At 67.8% G+C, this 24,178-nt stretch carries 26 protein-coding genes; 8 read left to right on the top strand and 18 right to left on the bottom strand.

The genetic code is table 11. The features are described from left to right. The first annotated feature begins 1 nt into the window (after nucleotide 1). The gene (locus tag ACOGXD_RS00445) at nucleotides 2–748 is read left to right on the top strand and encodes an alpha/beta hydrolase (RefSeq protein ID WP_419915979.1); all 747 of its coding nucleotides are present in this window, start codon (nucleotides 2–4) and stop codon (nucleotides 746–748) included. A 9-nt stretch (nucleotides 749–757) separates the two neighbouring features. On the opposite strand, the gene ACOGXD_RS00450 is transcribed toward ACOGXD_RS00445, so the two are convergent. The 7 genes from ACOGXD_RS00450 to hisD form a co-directional block, all read right to left on the bottom strand. Beyond that, nucleotides 758–2,314 carry an acyl-CoA synthetase gene (locus ACOGXD_RS00450; protein ID WP_419915980.1) on the bottom strand — a complete coding sequence of 519 codons (1,557 nt, stop codon included), beginning with the start codon at nucleotides 2,312–2,314 and terminating at the stop codon, nucleotides 758–760. 70 nt (nucleotides 2,315–2,384) lie between these two features. After that, nucleotides 2,385–3,167 (bottom strand): imidazole glycerol phosphate synthase subunit HisF, encoded by a 783-nt coding sequence (hisF, locus tag ACOGXD_RS00455; RefSeq protein WP_419915981.1) that lies wholly within the window; start codon nucleotides 3,165–3,167, stop codon nucleotides 2,385–2,387. Nucleotides 3,168–3,198: 31 nt separating this feature from the next. Then, nucleotides 3,199–4,002, bottom strand: a complete 804-nt coding sequence (locus ACOGXD_RS00460; RefSeq protein WP_419915982.1) for a HisA/HisF-related TIM barrel protein — start codon at nucleotides 4,000–4,002, stop codon at nucleotides 3,199–3,201. After that, nucleotides 3,999–4,640 carry an imidazole glycerol phosphate synthase subunit HisH gene (hisH, locus tag ACOGXD_RS00465; protein ID WP_419915983.1) on the bottom strand — a complete coding sequence of 214 codons (642 nt, stop codon included), beginning with the start codon at nucleotides 4,638–4,640 and terminating at the stop codon, nucleotides 3,999–4,001. Before hisH ends, ACOGXD_RS00460 begins: the two co-directional genes overlap by 4 nt. 10 nt (nucleotides 4,641–4,650) lie before the next feature. After that, nucleotides 4,651–5,244, bottom strand: coding sequence for an imidazoleglycerol-phosphate dehydratase HisB (hisB, locus tag ACOGXD_RS00470; protein WP_419915984.1), 594 nt, complete (start codon nucleotides 5,242–5,244; stop codon nucleotides 4,651–4,653). 81 nt (nucleotides 5,245–5,325) lie between these two features. Then, nucleotides 5,326–6,399: a histidinol-phosphate transaminase gene (gene hisC, locus ACOGXD_RS00475; RefSeq protein WP_419915985.1), complete on the bottom strand. Its 1,074-nt coding sequence runs from the start codon at nucleotides 6,397–6,399 to the stop codon at nucleotides 5,326–5,328. Further along, nucleotides 6,396–7,700, bottom strand: a complete 1,305-nt coding sequence (gene hisD, locus ACOGXD_RS00480; protein ID WP_419915986.1) for a histidinol dehydrogenase — start codon at nucleotides 7,698–7,700, stop codon at nucleotides 6,396–6,398. The genes hisC and hisD overlap by 4 nt, the downstream gene beginning before the upstream one ends. Nucleotides 7,701–7,801: 101 nt before the next feature. On the opposite strand from hisD, the gene ACOGXD_RS00485 reads away from it, so the two are divergent. The 3 genes from ACOGXD_RS00485 to ACOGXD_RS00495 all read left to right on the top strand — a co-directional run bounded on the left by ACOGXD_RS00485 (nucleotide 7,802) and on the right by ACOGXD_RS00495 (nucleotide 12,120). Next, on the top strand, nucleotides 7,802–9,832 hold the full coding sequence (locus tag ACOGXD_RS00485) for a cell wall-binding repeat-containing protein (protein WP_419915987.1): 2,031 nt from the start codon (nucleotides 7,802–7,804) through the stop codon (nucleotides 9,830–9,832). A gap of 122 nt (nucleotides 9,833–9,954) precedes the next feature. Further along, entirely contained in the window at nucleotides 9,955–11,895 is a 1,941-nt protein-coding gene (locus tag ACOGXD_RS00490; protein WP_419915988.1) for a cell wall-binding repeat-containing protein, read from the top strand. 36 nt (nucleotides 11,896–11,931) lie between these two features. Next, nucleotides 11,932–12,120 (top strand): hypothetical protein, encoded by a 189-nt coding sequence (locus ACOGXD_RS00495; RefSeq protein ID WP_419915989.1) that lies wholly within the window; start codon nucleotides 11,932–11,934, stop codon nucleotides 12,118–12,120. Nucleotides 12,121–12,161: 41 nt separating this feature from the next. Here ACOGXD_RS00495 and ACOGXD_RS00500 read toward each other — a convergent pair whose 3' ends face one another. The 4 genes from ACOGXD_RS00500 to mshD are packed head-to-tail and all read right to left on the bottom strand — an operon-like array spanning nucleotide 12,162 to nucleotide 15,673. Further along, nucleotides 12,162–13,079, bottom strand: coding sequence for an HpcH/HpaI aldolase/citrate lyase family protein (locus ACOGXD_RS00500; RefSeq protein ID WP_419915990.1), 918 nt, complete (start codon nucleotides 13,077–13,079; stop codon nucleotides 12,162–12,164). A gap of 54 nt (nucleotides 13,080–13,133) precedes the next feature. After that, complete coding sequence (gene nth, locus ACOGXD_RS00505) at nucleotides 13,134–13,775, bottom strand: endonuclease III (RefSeq protein ID WP_419915991.1); 642 nt, start codon at nucleotides 13,773–13,775, stop codon at nucleotides 13,134–13,136. 9 nt (nucleotides 13,776–13,784) lie between these two features. Then, nucleotides 13,785–14,900 (bottom strand): 23S rRNA (adenine(2503)-C(2))-methyltransferase RlmN, encoded by a 1,116-nt coding sequence (rlmN, locus tag ACOGXD_RS00510; RefSeq protein ID WP_419915992.1) that lies wholly within the window; start codon nucleotides 14,898–14,900, stop codon nucleotides 13,785–13,787. A 14-nt stretch (nucleotides 14,901–14,914) separates the two neighbouring features. Then, nucleotides 14,915–15,673 carry a mycothiol synthase gene (gene mshD / locus ACOGXD_RS00515; protein WP_419915993.1) on the bottom strand — a complete coding sequence of 253 codons (759 nt, stop codon included), beginning with the start codon at nucleotides 15,671–15,673 and terminating at the stop codon, nucleotides 14,915–14,917. A gap of 130 nt (nucleotides 15,674–15,803) precedes the next feature. On the opposite strand from mshD, the gene ACOGXD_RS00520 reads away from it, so the two are divergent. Both ACOGXD_RS00520 and ACOGXD_RS00525 read left to right on the top strand, forming a co-directional pair. Beyond that, nucleotides 15,804–16,241 (top strand): hypothetical protein, encoded by a 438-nt coding sequence (locus tag ACOGXD_RS00520; protein ID WP_419915994.1) that lies wholly within the window; start codon nucleotides 15,804–15,806, stop codon nucleotides 16,239–16,241. Next, nucleotides 16,238–16,954: a ubiquinone/menaquinone biosynthesis methyltransferase gene (locus ACOGXD_RS00525; protein WP_419915995.1), complete on the top strand. Its 717-nt coding sequence runs from the start codon at nucleotides 16,238–16,240 to the stop codon at nucleotides 16,952–16,954. The genes ACOGXD_RS00520 and ACOGXD_RS00525 overlap by 4 nt, the downstream gene beginning before the upstream one ends. Here the strand turns inward: ACOGXD_RS00525 and ACOGXD_RS00530 are convergent. The 6 genes from ACOGXD_RS00530 to ACOGXD_RS00555 are packed head-to-tail and all read right to left on the bottom strand — an operon-like array spanning nucleotide 16,951 to nucleotide 20,742. Further along, nucleotides 16,951–17,457, bottom strand: coding sequence for a YbaK/EbsC family protein (locus ACOGXD_RS00530; RefSeq protein ID WP_419915996.1), 507 nt, complete (start codon nucleotides 17,455–17,457; stop codon nucleotides 16,951–16,953). The genes ACOGXD_RS00525 and ACOGXD_RS00530 overlap by 4 nt on opposite strands. A gap of 33 nt (nucleotides 17,458–17,490) precedes the next feature. Beyond that, entirely contained in the window at nucleotides 17,491–18,369 is an 879-nt protein-coding gene (locus ACOGXD_RS00535) for a 1,4-dihydroxy-2-naphthoate polyprenyltransferase (RefSeq protein WP_419915997.1), read from the bottom strand. Continuing rightward, a complete protein-coding gene (locus ACOGXD_RS00540) occupies nucleotides 18,366–19,217 on the bottom strand; it encodes an acyl-CoA thioesterase (protein ID WP_419915998.1) in 852 nt (283 codons plus the stop codon). The genes ACOGXD_RS00535 and ACOGXD_RS00540 overlap by 4 nt, the downstream gene beginning before the upstream one ends. Nucleotides 19,218–19,238: 21 nt before the next feature. Further along, a complete protein-coding gene (locus tag ACOGXD_RS00545; protein WP_419915999.1) occupies nucleotides 19,239–20,090 on the bottom strand; it encodes an acyl-CoA thioesterase domain-containing protein in 852 nt (283 codons plus the stop codon). Between the two features lie 55 nt (nucleotides 20,091–20,145). After that, on the bottom strand, nucleotides 20,146–20,469 hold the full coding sequence (locus ACOGXD_RS00550) for a carboxymuconolactone decarboxylase family protein (protein WP_419916000.1): 324 nt from the start codon (nucleotides 20,467–20,469) through the stop codon (nucleotides 20,146–20,148). Nucleotides 20,470–20,475: 6 nt separating this feature from the next. Further along, on the bottom strand, nucleotides 20,476–20,742 hold the full coding sequence (locus ACOGXD_RS00555) for a hypothetical protein (RefSeq protein WP_323673011.1): 267 nt from the start codon (nucleotides 20,740–20,742) through the stop codon (nucleotides 20,476–20,478). 179 nt (nucleotides 20,743–20,921) lie between these two features. On the opposite strand from ACOGXD_RS00555, the gene ACOGXD_RS00560 reads away from it, so the two are divergent. Then, nucleotides 20,922–22,013 (top strand): Zn-dependent alcohol dehydrogenase, encoded by a 1,092-nt coding sequence (locus ACOGXD_RS00560; RefSeq protein ID WP_419916001.1) that lies wholly within the window; start codon nucleotides 20,922–20,924, stop codon nucleotides 22,011–22,013. Between the two features lie 43 nt (nucleotides 22,014–22,056). Next, nucleotides 22,057–23,181 (top strand): DUF418 domain-containing protein, encoded by a 1,125-nt coding sequence (locus tag ACOGXD_RS00565; protein WP_419916002.1) that lies wholly within the window; start codon nucleotides 22,057–22,059, stop codon nucleotides 23,179–23,181. Nucleotides 23,182–23,223: 42 nt separating this feature from the next. Here ACOGXD_RS00565 and ACOGXD_RS00570 read toward each other — a convergent pair whose 3' ends face one another. Next, a complete protein-coding gene (locus ACOGXD_RS00570; RefSeq protein ID WP_419856031.1) occupies nucleotides 23,224–24,135 on the bottom strand; it encodes an MBL fold metallo-hydrolase in 912 nt (303 codons plus the stop codon). Nucleotides 24,136–24,178 lie beyond the last annotated feature (43 nt).

The following is a 24,178-nucleotide window of genomic DNA, read 5'->3' on the forward strand; positions in this document are numbered from 1 at the left end:
CGTGATTGACGCAGAGAATTCCGGTGGCGCGTCAGCGCCCGGGCCTCCCTTCACGGTCGAGGCGTTCGCTGTCACCGCAGTGACCTCGGACGGCATCGAGCTCGAGGCCGAAGCAGCCTGGCCCAGCTCGCCGCCGCCCGAGAGCGCTGGGGCCGATGGCGGCAATTCCGACGGCGCTGCTGCGGCGGTGGCTGTGCTGTCTCATCCGCACCCGCTCTACGGCGGCGACATGTGGAACCCGCTGGTCGATCACCTGTTCAGGGCCCTGCCCGCGAGCGGCATCGCAACACTGCGCTACAACTTCCGGGGCACCGGTCGTTCCGGCGGCAGCCACGACGACGGCAAGGCCGAGCGGCTCGACGCCGTGGCGGCATTCGACGCGGCCGTGCGCCTCGCAGCGAACCGATCGTCCACTACTGCCGCGCCGCCGGTCGTCTCGGCTGGTTGGTCGTTCGGCGGCGATGTCTCGCTGGCGGCCAGCCACGACAGCTTGTCGGCATGGATCGGCATTGCCGCGCCGTTGCGGATCGTCGACCCGGCGTCGATGGGCGCCGCAGCCGATCCTCGGCCCAAGCTGCTCCTCGTACCGGAGCACGACCAGTTCCGCTCCCCCGCCGAAGCGTCCGAGATCACCGAGGGCTGGGCCAACACCCAGCTCGACGTGATCTCGGGCGGCGATCACTTCCTGATGGGACACGCACGAGCAGTCGGCGAGAAGATCGCCGCGTTTGTCAGCGGCCTGCGGTAACGCCGCGGCTTACACGATGCGCGAGGAACGGTCGCCCCAGTACTCGTCGCGCAGGATGCGCTTGTAGAGCTTGCCGGTGGGATGGCGGGGCAGCTCGTCGCGGAAGTCAACCGAACGGGGCACCTTGTAGTTCGCTAGGTGCTCCCTGCAGTACCCCAGCAGCTCGGTCGCCAATGCATCGCCGGCCTCCATGCCGGCGAGCGGCTGCACCACGGCCTTCACTTCCTCGCCGAAGTCGTCATTGGGCACGCCGAATACCGCCGCATCGGCCACCTTGGGGTGCAGCACCAGGCAGTCCTCGATCTCTTGGGGATAGATGTTCACGCCGCCCGAGATGATCATGAAGGCCTTGCGGTCGGTCAGGTACAGGTAGCCGTCGTCGTCGACACGCCCGACATCGCCCAGCGTCGACCAGAGCTCGTGATCGTCGTGGCGCGACTCGGCGGTCTTCTCAGGGTCGTTGTGGTACTCGAAGGCCGGGATCTCGCGCTCGAAGTAGATGGTGCCTGCCTCGCCGACCGGCAGCTCGCTGCCCTCGTCGTCGCAGATGTGGATGACCCCGATGAGCGGCTTGCCCACGGTGCCGGGCCGTTCGAGCCATTCGTCTGAGTTCACGTAGCAGAAGCCGTTGAGCTCGGTGCCGGCGTAGTACTCGTGCAGGATCGGGCCCCACCAAGAGATCATCTGGTGCTTCACCTCGACGGGGCACGGCGCTGCCGCATGCACCGCGACCTGGTGACTGGACAGGTCATGGCGGGTGCGCTCGGCCTCGGGCAGTTTCAGCATGCGGCTGAACATGGTCGGTACCCACTGGCTGTGGGTGATGCGGTGGCGCTCGATGTACGACAGCGCCTCAGCGGCGTCGAAGCGGTCCATGACCACCGCTGTGCCGCCGACCGACTGCGTGCCCGTAGTGAACGACAACGGCGCAGAGTGATAGAGCGGCGCGGGCGAGAGATAGCGAGTGCCCTCTCCGAACCCGAAGACGCCGCCCAGCAATCCGACGCCGAGCAGATCGGGGTCGGTAATCGAGGTGCCATCGAGCGGTCGCTTGATGCCCTTGGGGCGGCCCGTGGTGCCGGAGCTGTAGAGCATCGCCGATCCCCGCGGCTGTTCAGCCAGCGGCTCGGCGGGATGGGCCGCGATGGCATCCTCGAACGGGTCGAAACCATCGGCGGTTTCGTCGAGCATGAGCCGTATACCGCAATCGCCGATGAGCGGCAGCATCTCGGTTGCCGCATCGATGACCGCAGGTGACGCCACGAGCACCTGGGCCCCGCAGTCGTTCACGATGTACGCGGCCTCTTCGGCCGTCAGGTAGCGGTTGACCGTGGTGAAGTACAGGCCGCTGCGCATGGCCGCCCAGTAGGCATCGAAGTAGCCGATGTTGTTGTCGGCGAAGATCGCCAGGTGGTCCCCTGGCCGGAGGCCTGCAGCCCACATGAGCTGTGCAAACCGGCAGCTGCGGGCTTCGAGCTCACCGAACGTCCGGGTCTGGCCGTCGCGGGCCATGATCACCGCTGGACGGTCAGAGTCGGTCGCCGAATACGTGCCGGGATAGCTCATGGCGGGGAAGCTAGCGGGCGCCTTCGAGCAGGACTGAAACCGTCTAGCGGCGCCCGAACCCGGCAATCAATCAGGCAGTGGGCGGGCGCACGGCCACGCCTGCGTCCAGCAGTGCTCGCTTGGCATCGGCGATGGTGTGCTCGCCGAAGTGGAAGATCGAGGCCGCCAGCACGGCATCCGCGTTGGCGATGAGGGCGCCGTCCACCAAGTGCTGCAACGTGCCCACTCCCCCGCTGGCAACAACAGGAATCTCCACCGCGTCCACGACAGCCCGTGTGAGCTCAAGATCGAAGCCAGCCTTGGTGCCGTCGGCGTCCATGGACGTCAGCAGGATCTCGCCGGCGCCCAACTCAGCCACTTGGCGCACCCAGCCGAGCGCGTCGATGCCCGTGTCTTCCCGGCCACCCTTGACATAGACGTTCCAGGTGGTGCTTCCATCGGCACCGGCGCCGTTCGATTTCGCATCGACCGACACCACGACGCACTGGGTGCCGAACTCACGAGCGATCTCGCGCACCAGTTCTGGGCGGGCGACCGCAGCCGAGTTCACCGACACCTTGTCGGCTCCCGCCCGCAGCAGCGCCCGGGCGTCGTCGACTGAGCGGATTCCCCCGCCGATCGTGAACGGGATGAACACTTCTTCGGCGGTGTGACGGGCGAGCTCGATGATCGTGTCGCGGTCGTGCGCTGACGCTGTGATGTCGAGGAAGACGATCTCATCGGCGCCCTGGCGGTCGTACGCAGCCGCCAGCTCGACCGGGTCGCCGGCGTCGCGCAGTCCGACAAAGCTGACGCCCTTGACTACCCGCCCGTCGTCCACGTCGAGGCACGGGATGACCCGCACGGTCTTCATGTCGGCTCAGCCTCTCGTGCGGGTGCCCCGGTCACTGGCCCGGCCCCGGGCCGGGCTCGTCTACCTCTGCACTGCCGCGGGCCACCACCACCGCGGCGACGGGCGAGATCACGCCGTCATGGAGGGCCTTGCCCACGATGGCCCCGGCGAGCGTGTGCCCGTGCGGCGAGCGCAGGTCGCGCAGGTCGGCGATGTCGGCGAGGCAGCCCACGCCGCCGCTGGCGATCACCGACATCGCCGGGGGCCGCTGGGGCGCATCCAGCACCTCCCGCAGCCCGGCAAGGTCGCTCCCGCCGCCCATGCCGTCGTTGGCGATCTGCGTCACGATCACCGCTTCAGCGCCGCTGCCGGCCAGCCGGGTGAGGGCATCGCCGAGGCTGACCCCGCTCTGGTGCTCCCAGCCGCGGGTGGCCACCTCGGTGCCCCGCACATCGAGACCCACTGCGATGCGGTGACCGGCGGAGGTCAATTCCCCCACGAGATTGGGGTTCTCGATCGCAGCGGTGCCCACCACGCATCGGGCGACTCCCGCGTCGTACAGGGCTTCGGCGCGCTCACGGCTGCGCACGCCGCCGCCGACCTGCACGTGCACACCGGCGTCGCCCACCGCGGCCACGACCGACCGGATCACGGCCCGGTTCTGCGGCTGCGGCTCACCCGTGCGAGCAGCGTCGAGATCGACCATGTGGATCCAGCGGGTGCCCGCCTCTGCGAACTCGTGCGCCACCTCGACCGGGTTGGCGTCATAGCGCACCTCGCGGTCGTAGTCGCCCTGCACCAAGCGCACGCAGCGCCCGTTACGCAAGTCGATCGCGGGATACAGATCGAAGCTCACCGGCGGCATTGGTCGGCCCTCACTGCGGCGAGGAAGTTCTGTGCCAGCCGCTTGCCGGCATCGCCGGACTTCTCCGGGTGGAACTGGGTGGCCCACAGCCGGCCGCGCTCAGTGACAGCGGTAATCGGCGTGGGGTAGTCGCAGGTCGCCGCCACGAAGCTGTCGTCTGTGTCGGGCGCATAGCTGTGGACGAAGTACATCCAGGCGCCGTCGGTCAGTCCGGCCAGCAATGGGCAGCCTGGGCGTTGCACATCAAGCCGGTTCCACTGCATCTGCGGGCGCACGATGCCGTCGGGCAGCAGTCGCACCGTGCCGGGCATCACGCCCATGCCTGGGACCCCTGGTGCCTCCTCGGAGGCTTCGAACAGCATCTGCATGCCCACGCAGATGCCCAGGAACGGACGCCCGCTCTCGATGGCATCGAGCGCAGGCTGTTCCAGGCCCGTCGCCCGCAGCTGATCCATGCAGGTGCCGAAATGCCCCACGCCTGGCAGCACGACACCGGCGGCGTCGGCGATCAGCCCGGCATCGGCAGTCAAGCGGGCGTCGGCGCCGACTCGCTCGAGTGCCTTCTGCGCCGACCGCAGGTTGCCGATGCCGTAGTCGAGGACCGCTACGAGAGGACGATCGCCATTCACATGACGTCCTTCACAGGACGCCCTTGGTGGAGGGCAGCACGTCGTCGGCGACGCGGATGGCGTCGTAGAAGGCCCGCGCGGCGCCCTTGAAGCTGGCCTCGATGATGTGGTGGGTGTTGCGGCCGCGCAGCATCACCAGGTGCAGGGTGATGCCTGCCGACATCACCAGGCCACGCCAGAACTCCTCGCAGAGCTGGGGGTCGAATGGCGGGTCGCCCAGGATCTTCTCGCCGGGCGGCTCGATGTCGTAGTGCAGGAACGGCCGGCCCGACAGGTCGAGCACCACCTCGACGGCCGCCTCATCGAGCGGCACCACATAGGAGGCAAAGCGGCGCACGCCGGCCTTGTCGCCCCAGGCCTGCCGCATCGCTTCGCCAAGGGCGATGCCGGTGTCTTCCACCGTGTGGTGGGCGTCGATCTCGAGATCGCCGACGGTGCGCAGCAACAGATCGAAGCGAGCGTGCTTGGCGAGCTGGGCGACCATGTGGTCGAAGAACGGCAGGCCGGTCGAGATGTCGTTCTGGCCGCTGCCGTCGAGGTCCAGCGTCAGGTCGATCTGGGTCTCTTTGGTGTTGCGCTGCACGGTGGCAGTTCGAGCAGTCATGGTGCACTCTCTGGGTGTTGCAGATTCGGCCACATCAGCCTGCGGCCCCGACGCAGGTTTCGCACCCTCGCCATCGCACGTTCACGAGACGATCTCAGCCAGCGCCTCAAGGAAGCGATCATTCTCGGGCGGGGTTCCCACCGTCACCCGCAGGCAGTCGGCGAGCCGGGGCCACCCCGAGCAGTTCCGCACGAGCACCGATCGGTCTACGAGCGCCTGCCAGATGCCGTCGCCGCTGTGCCCGCTGGGAGACGTGCGGAACAGGATGAAGTTGGACTGCGAGGGCCAGACGTCGAGGCCCATCCCGCTCAGCGCGGCCTCGATCCGCTCTCGCTCGGACACGATCGCGGCGATCCGCTGTTCCATGTCATCGGTGAAGCGCAAGGCCACCCGTCCGGCGATCTGCTTGAAGGTGTCGACGTGGTACGGCAGCACCACCTTCTCGAACTGTGCGGCCATGCCCGCTGGAATGACGGCGTAGCCCAGCCGCGCCCCGGCCATCGCCCATGTCTTTGAGTAGGTGCGCGTCACGACGAGGTTGTCGGGTCCGCCGGCACTGTCGCACAGGTCGACGGCGCTCCAGTCGGCGAACTGCCCGTAGGCCTCGTCGACCACCACAAGACCGGGTGCGATCTCCAGCGCTCGCTTGAGCACCTCGATGCGCTCGGGCGTGCCGGTGGGGTTGTTGGGCGAGCACAGGAACACGATCGACGGCCGGTGCCGCTCGATCACTCGCTCCAGCTCATACACGCTCACGCTGCCGTCGGCGTGACGCTCGCCTTCCACGACAGTGCATTGCGTGCTGCGGGCAATCTGGCCGTACATCGCATAGGTGGGCTCGAAGGTGGCCACGCTGCGGCCTGCCCCTCCGTAGGTCAGGCACAGCGTCTGCAGCACCTCGTTGGAGCCGTTGGCGACGAAAATGCGTTCCGGCTCGGTGCTCGCCAGCTTGGCGAGATCGGCCCGCAGGGCAGCGGCCGTGCGGTCGGGGTAGCGGTGCCACTCGACGTTGCGCAGCTCCGCAGCGAGAGCGTCAGCGAATTCCGGCGGCGGCCCCACGGGCGCCTCATTGGTGTTGAGCCGCACGTCCACGTCGATCTGGGGCGAGTGGTAGCCGTCAAGCAGGCGCAGGTCATCGCGCACCGGCGGCTTCACGGCCGCACTCCGGAGGTTGACCACTCCTTGCGGCGCGACACCGAGGCGGCGTGCGCCCACAGGCCCTCGGCCTCGGCCAGCTCGGCCACTGCCGGCGCAAGCTGGTCGAAGCCGGCTTCGGACACGTCCACAACGTGCATGCGCTTGGTGAAGTCGTCGGTGGTGAGCGCGCCGGCGAAGCGCGCTGTGCCGGCGGTGGGCAGCACGTGCGAGGGCCCCGCCACGTAGTCGCCTACTGATGCGGGCGCCCACGGCCCGATGAACACCGCACCCGCATGGCGGATGCTGCCCACGAGCTCCTCGGCGCCCTCGCACATGAGCTGGAGGTGCTCCGGTGCGACGAAGTTGGCGACGTCGGCAGCCTGCGCCGGCCCGTCCACGAGACACACGAACCCGTCGGCCTCCAGCGTGGCCAGCGTCTCCTCGCGGCGGGGCGACAGGTCGACGATCTGGCCAATGGCCTCGCAGACTGCCTCGGCGCACTTCTCATCCCACGTGACCAGCCAGGCGCGCCCGCCTGGGCCATGCTCGGCCTGCAGCACCACGTCGGTTGCGGCCGCTGCCGGCGGGCAGGTCGCATCGGCGACCACGATGATCTCCGACGGCCCCGCGAACGCAGAGGCCACGCCCACATCACCGGCAACGAGCTGCTTGGCGGTGGCCACCCAGGCATTGCCGGGACCGGCAACGACATCGGCGGGCCGTATCGTCTCGGTGCCGTAGGCGAGCGCTGCTACCGCCTGCACGCCGCCCACCCGGTGCACCTCGGTGACCCCGCACAGGTGCGCCGCCGCCAGCACCGGAGCCGCGAGGTTGCCATCGGGACCCGGCGGTGAGCACAGCACGATGTCGTCGACGCCCGCGGCGCGGGCAACCAGCACCGTCATCAGCACGGTGGACGGGTAGGCAGCGAGGCCACCCGGCACATAGATGCCGGCCCGATCCACCGGCTGGCTGACCGACCGAACCGCGACGCCGTCACGTTCATAGACATGACCGATGGCGGCCTCGGCCTGGTGAAACTCCAAGATGCGCCGGTGGGCGGTCTCCATCGCCGAACGCAAACCGGGCGACAGGCTGTCCCATGCCGCAGACAGCTCCGAAACCGGCACCAGCGTGTCGGCGACATCGACGCCATCGAAGCGGGCAGTTAGTTCGCGAACAGCTGCGTCCCCGCCGTCCCTGACCTGGGCAATCAGCTGCCGGACGGCATCTTGCGACACCGAATCGCCAGCTTGCGGGCGCGGCAGCAGATCAGTCAGGTCATTGCTCCGACCTCGCAGATCCAGCCGCTCCAGCACCGCGCTGAGGGTACCTGCGCCCTGGTTCGCCACTGCTGTGAATTCCCACCCGCCGCCGACCTGCTGCCACCCGCAGGAAGCGCGGCGCCTACGTTGAGTGGATGCACAGGACGCGGCTGGCACTGGTGGTTCTCCTGATGGCCGCGGGCGGCGCGGTCATGCACGTCTCGACAGCGGGGGCGGTTGATCAGCTCGACGAGGTCGACGTGCAGCGCTACGGGGGCGCCGACCGCTACGCCACGTCGCTGCTCGTCGCAGAAGCTGTCGCCGACGATGCCGGTGGCAGCCTGGACTGGGTGGTGATCGTGTCGGGCCGCAACTGGACCGATGCCGTCGTCGCCGCGCCGCTCGCTGGATCGCTGGGCGCCCCGGTGCTGGCCACGCCGCCCGGCGAGCTGCGACCCGATGCCGCGCGGTTCCTGCAACGCACCGGCGTCTCGCAGGCCGTGCTGATCGGCGCCGACAGCGACACCGACGGCGTCGGACCCACAGTTGTGGCGGGACTCGAGACGCTCGGCATCTCCACCGAACGAGTCACCCGTCCCGACCAGTACGCAAACTCCGTCGCCGTCGCCCGCAGACTCGGCACTCCCGGGAACATGGGCACTCTCGGCCGGACCGCTGTGGTGGCCAGCGGCAGGGTCTTCGCTGACGCGCTCGTCGCCGGCACCTTCGCCGCACGGGGCGGACACCCTGTCTTGCTGACCAAACCGGAAATCTTCCGGCGCGATGTGGCCCGCTACCTGACCGACAAGGAAGTCGAGCACGTCGTGCTGATGGGAGGCAAGGCGGCCTTGCACCCAGTGATCGAGGACGCAATCACCGAACTCGGCATCGAGGTGACACGGCTCGCGGGAGCCACTCGCTACGAGACCGCCGTCGAGGCCGCCAAGCTCATCGACGGCCGTTACGGGAACGGATGCTTCGGCACCCGGCGCATCGGGTTGGCGCGTGCCCACGTTCCGTTCGACTCGTTCAGCGCAGCACCGTTGCTCGCCCGCTTGTGTGCCCCGCTGCTGCTGGCTGACACGGATGCCGTTCCCCGCTCGACCGCCGAGTTCCTCAATAGTGCCCTCAAGATTCGAGCGAGCACACCTCGAAGTGCCGACCTGCACGTGTTCGGCGGCAACGCAGCCGTATCGCGGGCAGCCATCGACAACTATCTCGCTGACCCGCTGGGCACCGAGGGAGGCAGGCTCCGACCTCAAGGCCAGTGCGTTCCGGGCCTCGGCAACGAGCCCGTGCCAGTACTCGGCGACATGTTCTCTCGCCATTCCGCATGGTCGCCGGACTGCAAACGGATCGCGTTTCTCGACATCGAGGAGGCGCTGTGGACGGCGCGAACCGATGGAACCGGCCGAATACGACTGACCGCCGGTTATCCGGGTGACGAGGAAGACGGCTCGCCAGCTTGGTCACCGGACGGCACTCGAATCGCCTTTGTCAGATACGGAGGCCGGTTTCGTCACGGGGAACCGATCAACCACATATTCGTCATCAATGCCGACGGGACAGGAGAACGGCAACTCACGTCGGGTGACGTGACTGACAGATCTCCAAGTTGGTCCCCGGACGGCAAGCGGATTGCCTTCTCCCGGGGACACCCGGAGAACCGGCATCGCTACCAGAACTATGACGATGTGTATATCGCCGTGATGGACGCAGACGGTAGTGATGTGCGAGCGCTCACTCGCGGCGATGCGGCAGACCACTTCCCAGCTTGGTCGCCGGACGGTCGCTGGATTGCGTATGACAACAACCAGGAGCTGTGGATCATGGATCCCGAGGGCGAGAAGCAGCGCAGGATCGCCTCCGAGTACTCGCCAAACGGTCATTCGTGGTCGCCGGACAGCGGCGCCCTCGCATACACCACGTTCGAGTTCGTCGAGGACGACACGTACAGCGACGGCATGCGCAACGACCGGACGCTCACCATCGCTTCACTCGACGGCGAGATGGCCGAAGTCGTTCGCTATGTCAGCCACACAGTCCGCGAGTCGTTCAGGGGAACCTTCACGATCATCAGAAGCCCGCAATGGGCTCCCGACGGCCGAAGCATCATGTACGAGCGCAATACTCACCAGGGCGACGCAGCACGAACATATGTTGCTCCCGTACCGGCCCCTAGATGATCGACATCCCTCGGCATCTCCTCCAGGACCCTGGCAGTCGTCAGCACGAACTTCACCGCGCCTACGGCCTGTACGCAGACTTCATATGCCGGAGAACACTGAGGGCGATTGGTGCAGTGCTCATGGCGACGGTCGTCACGGCAGCAACTGTCTTTCTGCCAGTTGCTGCTGCGGGCGCCGTGCCACAGCTAGCTGACATCGACGAACAGCGCTACGGAGGCGCAGACCGCTACGCAACCTCGCTGCGCGTAGCGGAAGCAGTGGCGGCCGATGCTGACGGCAGCTTGAACTGGGTGGTCATGGTCTCGGGCCGCAATTGGACTGATGCGGTCGTCGCAGCCCCACTCGCCGGTTCGCTCGGGGCACCCGTGCTGTCGACGCCCTCGGGTGAGCTGCGACCCGATGCCGCCGCTTTCCTGCAACGCACGGGCGTCTCGAAGGCCCTGATCATCGGCGCCGACAGTGACACCGAGGGTGTCGGGCCGACCGTCGTGGCCGGCCTCGAAGAACTCGGCATCTCGGCCGAGCGGATCACCCGGCCCGACCAGTACGCAACCTCGGTCGCTGCTGCGCGCCGGCTCGGCACGCCCGGAGACATGCGGGGCTTGGGCCGCACTGCGATCGTCGCCAATGGCAGGGTCTTTGCTGACGCGCTCGTCGCCGGCGCTATCGCGGCGCGAGGATCCCATCCGATTCTGCTGACCAAGCCGGAGATCTTCCGGCGCGATGTGGCCCGCTACCTGACCGAGAAAGACATCGAGCATGTTGTGCTGATGGGTGGCGAGGCGGCGCTGCACCAAGTGATCGAGAACGACATCACCGCACTTGGCATCAAGGTGACCCGCCTCGCCGGCGCGACCCGCTACGAGACTGCAGTAGAAGCTGCCAAGTTTGCCGTCCGGCGCTTCAGCCTCACGTGCTTCACCGAGCGCCGTGCCGGCTTGGCGCGCGGGCACGTGCCGTTCGACGCATTCAGCGCTGCGCCGCTGCTGGCCCGTCTGTGCACCCCATTGCTGCTCGCCGACCCCGACGCAATCCCAGCGGCGACGGTCCGCTATCTCAACTCGGCGCGCTCGGTGATCGCGCCAAGCGGCGACGACACCATGGACGTTCACATATTCGGCGGCAACGCCGCTATCTCAGACGCCGCCATCGACGACTATCTCGTCGGCGGAACCACTGTTGGCGTCCAATGCAACCTCGAGGTTGGCAGCGAGCCCCAGGCGATTATCGACGACGTCGATGCGATCCTTCCTGTTTGGTCGCCTGACTGTCGCCGCATCGCCTACCAGCACAACCGGGAGATCTGGACAGCAGACATCGACGGCGGCAATCGGGTCAAGCTGACACGTGGTTCATTCCCCGCGTGGTCGCCTGACGGCACGCGCATTGCGTTTTCCCGCTTTACCGGTCAGGAGCTGTACATGGAAGTGGTGGCCCACCTCCACGTCATCAACTCCGATGGATCCGGTGAAGTCCAACTGACCAATTCGATCTCGCAGGACTATGCGCCAAGATGGTCTCCAGATGGCCGACGGATCCTGTTCCGGCGGATCGATCTGTGGGAGGAGCCAGAAGAGTTCTTTGCCAAGCGACATCTCGCAATCATCGATGACGACGGCGGCAATGAAGTCAACCTAGAAACTCGCGCGTTCTTTGGCCGCAGTCACTACTGGACCCATGACGGCGAACGCGTCTCGATTGGGGACGGCGGAGGTGTTGCGACGGTACAAGATGACGGATCCGACTGGAAGCCGGTTTGGCCAGTCACTCTGAGCCGCATCAAGTTCTCCGGGTATGCGTGGTCACCCGATGGCTGCCGAATCGCACTGGTCGGCAAAGCTCCATTGAAGAACGGTCAATGGGAGAGCTACATCAAGGTGCTCAACCTCGACAACGACGAGGTCAGAACGGTGGTCCGCTATACCGGAGACATCTTTCAAGCCGCCGACATAGTCGCACCTCAATGGTCGCCTGACGGTCGTTTCATTGCCTACTACCTTCACGACGGCAAGGTCATTCCGCAGCGTCCGATCGTCGTCGCGCGAATCCCACCTGCTTGAACCCCGTTGAGCGAAGGTGTCGCTAGCGTGCCGCGGGTGATCAGCGCTGCTGAGCTGTCGTCGATCGAGACCGCTGTCGGTGAGCTGGGCAACCGCGTGGCACAGGCTGCCGATGAGCTGATGGGCACGCCGAACGAGGATGTCGGCGTGGAGCTTTATGAGGTGGAGCGCTCGTTGCGGATGGCTCGCCGTCGCTTGGCCCAGGCCACCGAAGCACTTCGCTGAGCACCCCGTCTGGGGCCGCTTAGTGCTGGCCTGCGACGCGGTTACGACCGTGCAGCAATGGCTTCGGCTGTGGCGACGATCTTGCGGGCCCGGGTGAGATGGGGCACGTCGACCATCTGGCCCTTGTGGGCGAATGCCATGAGCCCGGCGGCCTCGGCCTCGGCGAATGCTCCGAGCAGCTCGCGGGCGTCGGCCATCTCGGCATCGCTCGGTGTGAACGCGGCATTGACGATGTCGATCTGGGCGGGATGGATGGTGATCTTGCCGGTGAAACCCATAGCGGCTGACGTGGCGCACTCAGCGGCGAGCCCCTCGTCGTCGCGGAAGTCCACGAACACCGTGTCGAGCGGCTGCTTGCCCCACGCCGTGGCGCCCACCAAGCACATCACCCGGGCGTACTCGAACACCGGCAGGTAGGCGCCTGTGGCGTCCCGGTTGGCCTTCGAGCCCATGGCCGCGGAGAGATCCTCGGCACCCCAGCTCAGCGCATCCACCCGGTCATGGCGGGCCAGTTCGCCGATGTTCAGCAACCCCTGAGGCGTTTCGGTTCCCAGCACCAGCAGCACCACACCGCCAGGCGGGTGGCCATGCTCCAGCTCCCAGCGGGCGATCATGCTGTCGAGCTCGACGACCTCTGCTGCGTTGTTGACCTTCGGCACCAAGTAGGCGTCGGGCGGCGACACCATCGTCTCGGCGACATCGGCAGCGCACCACGGGGTGTCGAGCGGGTTGATCCGCACCACCCGCTCCTTGGCGCCGAAGTCGACATCGGCCAGCCAGCCCGCAACCGTGGTGCGGGCGCTGTCCTTGTTGTCGGGGGTGACCGCGTCCTCAAGGTCGAGCACGAGGCTGTCGGCATCCGTTGCGATCGACTTCTCCAGCATGCGCTCGTTCGCACCGGGCACGAAGTGCGATGACCTGCGCACAGTGCCGCTGCCGGGATTCGCTGACTCAGTCATTCGGTCGCACCTCTTGGGTCTCGCATGCGCACTGCAGCCGGTGTCGGTGCCGGTTCAGGCCGCGAAAGCGCTGGGGCAGAAGTCGTTGAGCACACAGTCGTCGCACGCAGGCTTGCGGGACGAGCAGACGCGCCTGCCGTGCAGGATCAGGCGCAGGCTGAAGTCGCCCCGCTCGTACTGGGGGATCATCGGGTTCAAGGCCAGCTCCACCTTGACCGGATCCTCCTCGGCGGTGATGCCGAGGCGCCGCACCAGGCGGCCGACGTGGGTGTCCACCGGCAGCCCCGGCAAATCGAACGCCACCGAACGGATGACGTTGGCGGTCTTCCGGCCGACGCCTGGCAGCTTCACCAAGTCCTTCAGGCTGGTCGGCACTTCGCCGCCGTAGTCGGCCAGCAGCCGGCGGGCCATTCCCTGCAGGTTGCGCGCCTTGCTGCGGAAGAAGCCGGTGGGATGCACCAGTTCTTCGAGGTCTTCGAGATCAGCGGACGCCAGCGCTTCGGCGTCGGGATACTTCGCGAACACTGCAGGAACGGTGGCATTGACACGAGCATCGGTGCACTGTGCCGACAGGATCGTTGCCACCAGCAGCTCGAATGGGTTGCGATGCTCCAGCTCGCAGACGGCCTCGTACTCGTCCTTGAGTCGCTCGTGGGTTCGCTGGGCGCGCCCCTTCGGCGATCGCGGCTTGGCCATGGCGAGTGTCTAGCGCTCCGCCCGAGCGCGTGCGCCGCGAGTCGGCCGGTTGCCCTTGCGAACCGTGACGAGCTTGTCGGCGCGCAGTTGGCCGCATGCGGCGTCGATCGACGTGCCGCGATTCTGGCGCACGGTGGCGTTCACGCCATGGGACGACAGCTCGGCGGCGAAATGCTCGATTCGCCCGGCCGGCGAGGGCTGGTGGCCGTATCCCGGCGTGGGATTCAGCGGGATGAGGTTGACATGGGCCGCCAGAGGCCGTGCATACGCAGCAAGCTCGGCTGCGTCGCGGTCGGAATCGTTGACCCCGCCGATCATCGCCCACTCGAAGCTGATGCGCCGTCGCTTGGCGCGTCGGTAGTCGGCTAGCGAGCGCGCCAGGTCGCGCAGCGGGTACGTGCGATTGATGGGCGCAATCCGGTTGCGCAGTCGGTCGTTGGCGGCATGCAGCGACACGGCCAGGTTGACCGGCAGCGTCTCCGCTGCAAGGCGCTCGATGCCGGGAATGACGCCGACGGTCGACACCGTGATGTGCCGGGCGCCGATGCCCATGTCGCCATGGAATCGCTCCACCGCTGCCCACACTGCGTCGTAGTTGGCGAGCGGCTCGCCCATGCCCATGAACACGATGTTGATGGCTCGGCCGGGAGCGGCCTCGCTGTTGACGGCTCGTTCGCCTGAGCCTGCCTCCTGCAGCGTTCCCAGCACTTGCTCGACCATCTCGCCCACGCTCAGGTTCCGGTCGAAGCCCACTTGGCCCGTTGCGCAGAAGCTGCACGCCATGGCGCAGCCGGCCTGGCTGCTGATGCACAGCGTCGTCCGGTTCCGGTAGCGCATCAGCACCGACTCCACCAGGCGGCCATCGCGCAGCGACCACAGGTGCTTGGTAGTGGTGCCCCGGTCTGCCGACTGCGTGCGGACAAGCGTCAGCGCGGGCGGCAGCAGTTCGCCGATGGCCTGGCGCAGGCTCTTGGGCACGTTGGTGAGCTCAGACAGCGGGCGGCGCTGGCGGTACAGGCCGTCCCATACCTGGTCCAGCCGGTAGGCCGGCTCGCCGTCGAGCAGTTCCCCCAGCTCTTCCCGGCCCAGATCACAGAGCGAGGGATCGGCACTGGAGGCTGTCACGGTCGCTCAGTTCGCTACACGTTCGATGGGCCGGTGCCGGTGAACAGCCGACGCACCACGGCCACCTCCAGGCCGAGGTCGAGGTACAGCGTGACGGCGGGCGTGTTGTCAGCGTCGACGTAGAGCATCGCCCGTGTCAGGCCGGCATCGGTGAGGTGCTCGTAGCCGGCCAGCGTCAGGGCCCGGCCGAGACCTCGGCCGTGGTACTCCGGGTCTACCGCGATGACGTACACCTCCCCGACCGGCGGGTCCTCATCCGCGTGCACCTTGGTCCAGCAGTAGGCAGCGATGTCGCCGTCGATGTCATACACCCGGAAGCCGTCGGCGTCGAACCAAGGCTCGGCCTGACGCTCGGCTACCTGTTCCAGCGTCCAGCCGCCCTGCTCGCGGTGCCACGAGAAAGCCCGGTTGTTGACTTCCACCCACGCCTGCTCGTCCTGGCCGACCAGGAACGAACGGGTTTCGATGCCGCTGGGCTGATCCATCGGCAGCGATCGCTCCATGCGGTAGAGGTCGCGCTCGAACGTCAGGCCGATCTCGGCAAGCCCCCGCCCGAGCTGAGTTTCGGCCGGCGCGAGGTCGCCTCCGCCTGCTTCGCCGTGGTCCGGATGATCGATCCAGACCGATACGGACCCCGAGACCTCGCGGAGCTGCAGCCGCAATGCTGCAGCCAGTGCGCCGGGCGGCCAGTGTGCGGCGTTGGCCTCCAGCACAGCGCCGTGCAGGTCAGCACCGATCGAGATAACGGGGTCGGTACTCACGGCAGCACTCACCGGGCGCAGGCTAACGCTGCCCAGTGCGCTGACCGGGTTGCTGCAGGTCACGGGTGCGCCAGCCGCAGGCGGGCTGCACTGCCGGCTGCCATGTGCCGGCAGCGGGTGCCACACTTGCGAGGTGCGCCAGATGAAGTGGCTCAACCGCAGCCAGCCACAGACGCTGCTCAGCGCCGTGGTGCTGTGCTACTTCTCGGCCGGGTCGCTGTTCCTGTTCGGCGCACGCATCGACTCGCAACTGGCGTACGACATCTTCAAAGGCATCGTCTCGCTGTTCGCCAGCGACCGCACAGCGGCCGATCTGGGCGACAGCATTGTTCCGCCCGCCGTCACTGTTCTGCTTGCCGGCGGGTATATCGCAGGCGGCGCGGGCACTGCCAACGAGCGTCGTTGGGGTCATCGGCTGTGCTCCATGGCCGCGATCTACGCGGCCATGGCGACGCTGTGGTGGGGCGTCCGCGTGAGCTTCGGGTGGGGCATGATCATGCATCTCATGTGGGACGCGTTGCTGCTGGTGATGCTGTTTCACCCGATGAGCCGCAGCCACCGCCGCGTCTGGTTCACGTGAGGTCTCGTCGGCGGAACCAACGCGGGCTGCCCAGCCCCGAGGACAAAGCTCAGGCCGTCGAGGAGATGTTCGACGAGATCGCGCCTCGCTACGACCTGCTGAACCGGCTGCTGACGTTCCGCCTCGATACTCGCTGGAGGCGCCGCGCCGTGGCAGCCCTCGGTCTGGCACCTGGCGAAATCGTGATCGACGTGGCCTGCGGAACCGGCGACCTGTGCAATGAGCTCGAATCGGCCGGCCTGCGGCCCGTGGGCGTCGATTTCTCCGCAGGCATGCTCGCGGCAGCTACCACGGCTGCTCCTCTGGTGCGCTCCGACGCGCTCAGGCTCGGCGTGCGCGACGCGTCGCTCGACGGCGCGACGTGCGGATTCGCGCTGCGGAACCTCACGAGCCTCGAGCCGTTCCTCGCGGAGCTGGCCCGGGTACTCCGGCCCGGCGCCCGGATCGCACTGCTCGAGGTCGCCGAGCCGGCCAACCCGCTCCTGCGCGCCGGTCACCGGCTGTATTTCGGCAAAGTGGTGCCGGCGGTGGGCAGCCTGCTCTCCAGCAGGTCTGCCTACCGGTACCTGCCCGAGTCGGTGGCGTACCTGCCGGAGGCGCCAGTGCTGCTGGCCCAGCTCGCCGAGGCCGGATTCGGCGCCCTCGACAGGACCCTGCTGAGCGGCGGCATCGCCCAGCTCATCACCGCCACCCGAGAAGGTTCAGCCTCTTAGTCAGCCGGCGGGATCGCCTTGGCCAGATCGGTGACGACCTCGGCCGTGGGGAGCTCGGCCAGCGAGGCCGGCGGGCAGAGGATCTTGCAGTCGCGGGAGCCGCCGCCCACGATGACTTCGGTGCAATCCATCACCCGGCTGTCGATCCAGACCGGGATGTCTGCGGGAAGCCCGAACGGCGTCACACCGCCGATCATCATCCCGGTGCGTGCGATGGTCTCGTCGGCGTCGGCGAAGGATGCCTTGCGCGTGCCCAGCCGCCGCCGCACGACACCGTTCACATCGAGCCGCGTCGACGCCAGCACCACGCAGCACGCCATCGGCCGCTCGGCCGACTTACCCACCACGCAGATGGCGTTCGCCGACGCATCCATCGAATAGCCGTAGCGCTCGCAGAACTGCGCCGTGTCGGCAAAGTCGGGATCGCACTCCACCACCTCGTACGCCACGCCCAGCGCAGCGAGATGATCCAGCACTGCTCCCGAACCTGCTTCTGTGCTCATCGGGACATCATTGCGGATCGCATAGGCGCAGCCTCAGGTCCCCAGGGCCAAGCCGACCGTCAGCAGCGCGCCCACCACAATCTGCAGGCGGCCGGTTGCTGCGAGCACCGCCACCAGCGCGGCTCCGCTGGCTCCACTGACCACCGTGCGAACGGGTGCGACAGCGAATGCGACGGCGGCGAGCCCCAGCATCGTCCACGGCCGCAGCAACGACAGGTACATCGGCGAGAACACCATCAGCACCACGACCACTGCGTACATCGCGCGGGTGGGACCGTCGCCCAGCCGGACCGCCAGCGTGCGCTTGCCGGCCTGTGCGTCGGTCGGCAGGTCGCGCAGATTGTTCGAGATGAGCAGCGCCACCGAGCCCAGGCCTACCGGGACCGACGCAGCGATGCCCAGCATGGTGAGGCGAGCATCCTGCACGAACGCCGATCCCGCCGTCGCCACCAGGCCGAAGAAGACGAACACGAACAGCTCGCCGAGGCCCCGGTAGCCGTATGGGCGCCGCCCGCCGGTGTAGTACCACGCTGCGAGCATCGACGCCCCGCCGGCCACAACAAGCCACCACGACACGGCTGCTGCCACCGCGATGCCGAACACGGCGGCTACGCCGAAGGCTGCGAATGCCGCATTCCGCACTGCGGCCGGAGATGCCGCTCCCGAGGCCACCAAGCGCTGCGGCCCCACCCGGGCCACGTCGGTGCCCCGCACCCCGTCGCTGTAGTCGTTGGCGTAGTTGACAGCAATCTGGATGCACAGCGACACGATCAGCGCGAAGGCCGCCCGCCACCACACGATGCCGCCGTCAGCCGCGGCATCGGACGCCGCGGTGCCCACGAAGGGCGGCACCAGCGACGCCGGCCAGGTGCGAGGCCGTGCCCCGGCCAGCCACGTGCGCAGGCCCGTCATTGCTGCGGCGAGCCCAGCGGGCCCGTGATGCGGGTGATTGCGAACGATTGGGTGCCGGTGGCCAGCAGTCCCCCGTCGGACGCATAGATGCGAACGATGCCGTTGCCGATGGCGTTGTGCACGGCGTCAGATTCGATGTCGAGGAGCACCCATTCGCTCTCGGCCTCACCGGAGATCCGCACCGTGTTGTCGAGGCTGGACCCTCTGAAGCCAGCATCGAGGCTGACGCGCATCCCGCTCGGCAGCAGGTCGGCCAGCGCCGTCAAGCCCGGCCCCGTTGATGCAAGCGTGCCGTCGAGGCGTGCCCAGTACCGCACGTGGCGCTCGCCCGGTCGCTGGCCGGCGAGCCGGATGTCTGCGTGGTCGGTGAACGAGCGGCCTTCGATCGACGTGGAGCCGCGGGGCTCGCATGATTCGGGTGGCGGCACTTCCGGGGCGGTCGTCCATGTCTGGTCGATGCCCAGCTGCCGGCCGCCGAGGGACACGAGCGCACGCAGGATCACCCGGCCATCGGCAGCATCGGTGATCTCGGCGGAGGCCTGGGTCATGCGGTTGCCGCTGGCGCCGATGTCGAGCGCGACAGCCGCGCAGCCGCCCACTGGCAGCCGCGCCAGGTACTGGGCCGATGCAGCAGCCATCGGCCGGCCGGTGACGCTTTCGAGGGCCGCCACGGCGGCCGCGAGCGCGCACCCGCCATGCAATGTGCCAGTGGCGCCGGCCACGTCGTAGGTGACCGGCAGCAGCCAGCGCAGCTCTCCGGCTGTCGGCTGGAGGCCGAAGAACTCGATCACCGCGCCGACGTGCGGGTCCTGCGGCGCAGCGTCGCTCGTGGCAGCTTCGGCGCTCACGCAGCCGAAAGCTAGTGCTGACTACAGCCGGAAGCCCTCCAGCGGGCCGGCCACCCGCGCCACGGCGAACGACTGGCTCCCGCTGGCCAGCAACTCGCCGTCGGGGGTGAACATGCGCACAACGCCATGGCCGACCGCGTTGTGGAAGCCGTCGGTTCCGATGTCGAGCAGTACCCATTCGCAGTCGGCATCACCCGCGATGCGCACGGTGTTGTCGAGGCTCGCGCCCCGCCACTTGCGGCCGAGGCTCAAGTGCATTCCGGTTGCGAGCGTGTCCGCCAGTGCGATCAAGCCCTGGCGGGTGGACGCCAGCGTGCCTGCAAGCCGTGCCCAGCAGAGGATCCTTCGATCCCCGGCGCGGTAGGGCCCGAAGCGGATGTCGGCGTCTGTGCTGAACGATGGCACGGCGTTGGCCGGCACGGAACGGCGTGGCCACTCCTCCGGCTCGGGAACGTCAGGTGGCTGCCCCCAGTCCTGGTCGATGCCGAGCCGGCGACCGCCCAGCGACAGCAGCGCTCGCATCAGCACGCTGCCGTCGGCTGCATCGGCAACCTGCGCGAGCACCTGGGTCATGCGCTTGCCGGCCGAACCGATGTCGAAGGTGATCTCGGCGCTGCCGCCGAGCGGGACACGGGCCATGAACTGCGCCGAAGCCGCTGCGAGCGGCCGCCCGCTCCATGTCTCAGCGGCCGCAGTGATCGCCGCAAGGGCGCAGCCGCCGTGCATGACTCCGAGGTAGTTGGCAACGTTCGGCGAGATGGGCAGGTGCCAGCGCAGCTCGTCGTCGGTGGCCTGTACGCCGAAGAACTCGACGACGTCTGCGAGCCGGCTGCCCGGCGACAGCGGTTCGGTGTCCCGTGCCTCTGGGGTCACCGCGCCGAAGCTAGACGAGCGCTGCTGAACCTGAGCTCACGACGAGCGCCCGCGCTCAACCCGCTGCCGCGGCCCACGGGGCAGATGTGTCGGCTTGGTAGTGGTCGGGTCGGATGCCGAATGCCTCGATCATCCGGTGCCATCCGCTGGCAGACGCGAGCAACGCGCCCAGGCGCAGAATCTGCTGTTCGTTGAAGTGCTCCCCAAGCCGCTCGTACAGCTCGGCCGGGATCACGCCCTTGTGCTCGTAACCCGAGAGCCGGTCGCACAACGCGAGGGCTGCCTTCCACGACTCGGGCAGGTCCGATGCCTCGTAGTCGGTCAGCTGGGCCACGACGTCGTCGGTCAGTCCGGTGCGCACCAACGATGCGCTGCGCACGAGGCTTCAGTGGAAGCACTCGTTCCGGTTGGCCATCCGGATGCGGCACAGCTCGATCATGTGCCGGTCGAGCGCACCGGGATCCTCGTCGGGATGGCCGCCGTACACAGCCCCGACCCAGCCGAGGAACAGGTCGATCGTGGTCTCGTCGGCAGCCAGCGTCCGGAAGAGGTTGTCGTCGGTGTAGGCCTTCGCATACCACGTGTCCAAGCGGCGTTGCTGCTTGTCGTCCAGCTCGGTCACCTTCGGCAAGTAGCCGTGCTCATTCGCCATGACTCCCCCTCGACGGCCGTGGCTCGCTGGGAACGACGCTACCGCACCCTCGGTCCGGGCGGCCGATGACGGCCCGGCCGCGATCGGCAGCGGCGGGCACGCGTTCGCGGCTGCGCGCCTAATCTCGGCAGCGTCAAGCGAAGCCACTCACGTGGCCGCACAACGCGAGGGGACGTGACATGAAGGCTGCTGTGCTCTGCGAACAGCCGGGCGACTTGGAGCTCGAGGACCTGCGCATCGACGCGCCGGGACCGAACGAAGTGCTCATCCAGACCATGGGCGCCGGTCTGTGCCACAGCGACCTGCACTTCATGGAGGGGCTGTTCCGCACGCCGCTTCCCATGGTGATGGGCCATGAATCGGCGGGTGTCGTCGAAGCAGTCGGATCCGATGTGAGTTACGTCGCACCCGGCGATCACGTCGTTGCGTGCTTGTCGATCTTCTGCGGCCAGTGCCATCGCTGCCTGTCGGGCAACCCGCACCGCTGCACCAATGTCCGCGCCACTTCCCGGGCGAGGGATGCCGCAGCCCGGCTGACCCGCGAAGACGGCACATCGGTCGACCAGATGGCCCGGCTCGGCGGCTTCGCTGAGCAGATGCTGGTGCATCAGAACGCCGTCGTGAAGGTGCGCCCCGACATGCCGCTCGACCGTGCGTGCCTGATCGGCTGCGGCGTCACGACGGGCTTCGGCGCAGCCGTGAACACCGCAGGCGTCGGCGTGGGCAGCGTGGTGTGCGTGATCGGCTGCGGCGGCATCGGCCTGTCGGCTGTGCAGGGTGCTCGGGTCGCGGGTGCCGGCCGCATCATCGCCGTGGACATGACGGAGGCAAAGCTCGAGACGGCCCGCCAGATGGGCGCCACCGACACCGTCAACGCGGCGGAGGTGGACGACGTGGTGGCCACCGTGAAGGACATGACCAAGGGCGGCGTGGAGTACAGCTTCGAAGCCATCGGCCTGGCCGAGACGGTGCAGCAAGCGTTCAACATGCTCGACATCGGCGGCACCGCCACCGTGATCGGCATGGTGCCGTCGAAGACGAGGGTCGAGCTGCGAGGCATCGACTTCCTGTCGGAGAAGAAGCTGCAGGGCTCGATGATGGGCTCGAACCAATTCCGCAGCGACATCCCGATGATGATCGACCTCTACCTCGATGGCCGCCTCATGCTCGACGAGATGATCTCGGCGCGCATCGACCTCGAACAGATCAACGAGGGCTACGGCTGGATGAAGGCCGGCGAGGCCACCCGCACCGTCATCACCTTCGACTGAGGTCGCTGCCGGCCCGCAGGTCCCCAGACCTCGCCCGGCTGCCATGACGTCAGGCCCACTGGCGACGCGGGCGGATGAGCGCATCACGACGCTCGACGCGGTGCGCGGCGTGGCCGTGCTCGGCATCTTGACGATGAATGCCGTGGCATTCGGCCTGCCCGCCGCGGCCTACGCCAACCTCGATGCCGGCGGCTCGCGCAGGGCGCTGGACTGGGTTGTCGGCGGCGCCGGGGAGATCTTCGCCGATCAGAAGTTCATGGGCCTGTTCTCGATGCTGTTCGGCGCCGGCGTGGTGCTGTTCGCCGAGCGTGCAGCGTCAAAGGGCCGTCGCAGCGTGCTGCTGAGCCTGTGGCGCAACGCGCTGTTGCTGGGCATCGGCATCGTGCACCTGTTGTTCTGGGAAGGCGATGTGCTGTTCGCCTATGCCTTGTGCGCGCCGGTCGTGCTCGCACTGCGACGCCTGCCCACCAAGGTGCTCCTCGTACTGGGCGGCGCGTGCTACCTCGCAGTCGCAGTCGTCTCGTGGTTCGTGCAGTCGTCGCTGCGCAGCTTCTCGAGTGTGCTGATCGACTTCTGGAACTACGGCGAGTACTACGGCGTCATCGAGACGTGGTTCCTGGCCGACTACTTCGGTCGAGCACTGGGTGCCATGCTCATCGGGGCGGCGCTCTACCGGACGGGTGTCATCAGCGGCAACCGGGCACCGTCGTTCTACCGCCGCATGGCCGCATGGGGCCTCGGCGTCGGGCTGCCGCTGTCGACTGCCGGATTCGCACTGATGGCCGGCACCGGCTTCGACATCGACTGGGCCGTCGCCGGCACCATCCCCAACACGCTGGCCACCGTGCCGCTGTGCCTGGGCTACCTCAGCCTGATTGCGCTGTGGAACTCGGCGAGCAACGGTGGCTTGCGGCGGCGCATCCGTGCTGCGGGACGCATGGCGCTCACCAACTACCTCACCCAGACAGTGCTGGGGCTGCTCGTGCTGGGCGCGCTGCTCGAAGATCTGGACCTGGGCCGCAGCGGCATCGCCGTGTTCGTCGTGGCCGTGTGGGTGCTGCAGCTGTGCTGGTCGAAGGCCTGGCTGGATCGGTTCGCCTTCGGCCCCGTCGAATGGCTGTGGCGCTGCGCCACGTACCGCCGCTGGCAGCCGATACGCGCTCGCTAGCGGACTAGCCGCACGAACGCAGCCGGTCGGCCGCGACCTTGACTAAGGCAGGATCGGCGTGGCTTCCATGTAGCCCGGTTCGAGGAACTCGACGTTCGGCGTGACCCGTGCCAGCTCGGCGGCAATGGACGTCGTGTCGGTCGGCACCGAGAAGCCCGGCAGCCAGTTGTCGTGGTGTCCGAGGATGACCTTGCGGGGCCGCAGCAGGTCGGCTTGGCGGCCGATGAACTGTGCCAGCGAGCCTTGGATGGGCTCGCCGTCGATGTTGCCGCGACCCGCCGCCGCGAGGATCGCCACGTCGGGGCGCAGGTCGCGCATCACGCCCGACCAGTGACCCGAGGTGTCCTGGAACAGCACCGAGCCGTCCGGCGCCTCGATCAGGAACAGCAGCGCTCCCCCGTCGCCCCGGTCGCTGTGACCGGCGGCCGACGCAGCGATGTGCGCGCTGGTGTCGGCATCGACCTCCGTCGCCAGATACTTCATCAGCTCGGCGAACTTCTGCTGCTGTTCCTGCCAGGTCACGCCGAGGTCGCCCAGGCAGACGTGGTCGGGCTGGTCCATCTGGGTGTGCGACCAGACGCAGGAGTGCTGGCTCGGATACACCGACACTCGCACGCCGGCGCCCCGGTCTCCCCGAGCGAGATCCACCGTCTCCCCACCGGCGACGCAGATCATCCGCTCTTCGGGCACTCCGGCCTCGGCCATCACCCGTACCGACTCGTAGGAGGCGATCAGGGTGGCGTCGGTGTTGGCCACGATGCGCTCGGCCCCGTAGAGGTGGTCGAAGTGCGAATGGCCCACCAGCACCCAGTCCGCTTCGGTGACATCGTCAGCGGTCAGGCCCGGACCCACCGCGTTGTCAGCCCGGTCGATGTAGGCGTCGAGAAAGACCGTGAGGCCGGCCGTGCGCAGCCGGAACGTTGCGCACCCGTACCAGTCGAGCGTCGTAGCCATGCCCGGAACCATACGCCCGAGCTCAGCAACCCTGTGCGTCGGG

It is taken from the genome of Candidatus Poriferisodalis sp., from assembly GCF_965204125.1.
Taxonomy (GTDB): domain Bacteria; phylum Actinomycetota; class Acidimicrobiia; order Acidimicrobiales; family Poriferisodalaceae; genus Poriferisodalis.

What these genes read in the sequence shown, in the direction of transcription:
- ACOGXD_RS00520 (WP_419915994.1), top strand. Translation starts at nt 15,804, where the DNA reads ATGAAGTGGCTCAACCGCAGCCAGCCACAGACGCTGCTCAGCGCCGTG.
- ACOGXD_RS00555 (WP_323673011.1), bottom strand. Translation starts at nt 20,742, where the DNA reads ATGGCGAATGAGCACGGCTACTTGCCGAAGGTGACCGAGCTGGACGAC.
- ACOGXD_RS00490 (WP_419915988.1), top strand. Translation starts at nt 9,955, where the DNA reads ATGGCGACGGTCGTCACGGCAGCAACTGTCTTTCTGCCAGTTGCTGCT.
- ACOGXD_RS00565 (WP_419916002.1), top strand. Translation starts at nt 22,057, where the DNA reads ATGACGTCAGGCCCACTGGCGACGCGGGCGGATGAGCGCATCACGACG.
- ACOGXD_RS00535 (WP_419915997.1), bottom strand. Translation starts at nt 18,369, where the DNA reads ATGACGGGCCTGCGCACGTGGCTGGCCGGGGCACGGCCTCGCACCTGG.
- hisF (WP_419915981.1), bottom strand. Translation starts at nt 3,167, where the DNA reads ATGAAGACCGTGCGGGTCATCCCGTGCCTCGACGTGGACGACGGGCGG.
- ACOGXD_RS00485 (WP_419915987.1), top strand. Translation starts at nt 7,802, where the DNA reads ATGCACAGGACGCGGCTGGCACTGGTGGTTCTCCTGATGGCCGCGGGC.
- ACOGXD_RS00500 (WP_419915990.1), bottom strand. Translation starts at nt 13,079, where the DNA reads ATGACTGAGTCAGCGAATCCCGGCAGCGGCACTGTGCGCAGGTCATCG.
- ACOGXD_RS00560 (WP_419916001.1), top strand. Translation starts at nt 20,922, where the DNA reads ATGAAGGCTGCTGTGCTCTGCGAACAGCCGGGCGACTTGGAGCTCGAG.
- hisB (WP_419915984.1), bottom strand. Translation starts at nt 5,244, where the DNA reads ATGACTGCTCGAACTGCCACCGTGCAGCGCAACACCAAAGAGACCCAG.
- nth (WP_419915991.1), bottom strand. Translation starts at nt 13,775, where the DNA reads ATGGCCAAGCCGCGATCGCCGAAGGGGCGCGCCCAGCGAACCCACGAG.
- ACOGXD_RS00530 (WP_419915996.1), bottom strand. Translation starts at nt 17,457, where the DNA reads ATGAGCACAGAAGCAGGTTCGGGAGCAGTGCTGGATCATCTCGCTGCG.
- ACOGXD_RS00570 (WP_419856031.1), bottom strand. Translation starts at nt 24,135, where the DNA reads ATGGCTACGACGCTCGACTGGTACGGGTGCGCAACGTTCCGGCTGCGC.
- ACOGXD_RS00450 (WP_419915980.1), bottom strand. Translation starts at nt 2,314, where the DNA reads ATGAGCTATCCCGGCACGTATTCGGCGACCGACTCTGACCGTCCAGCG.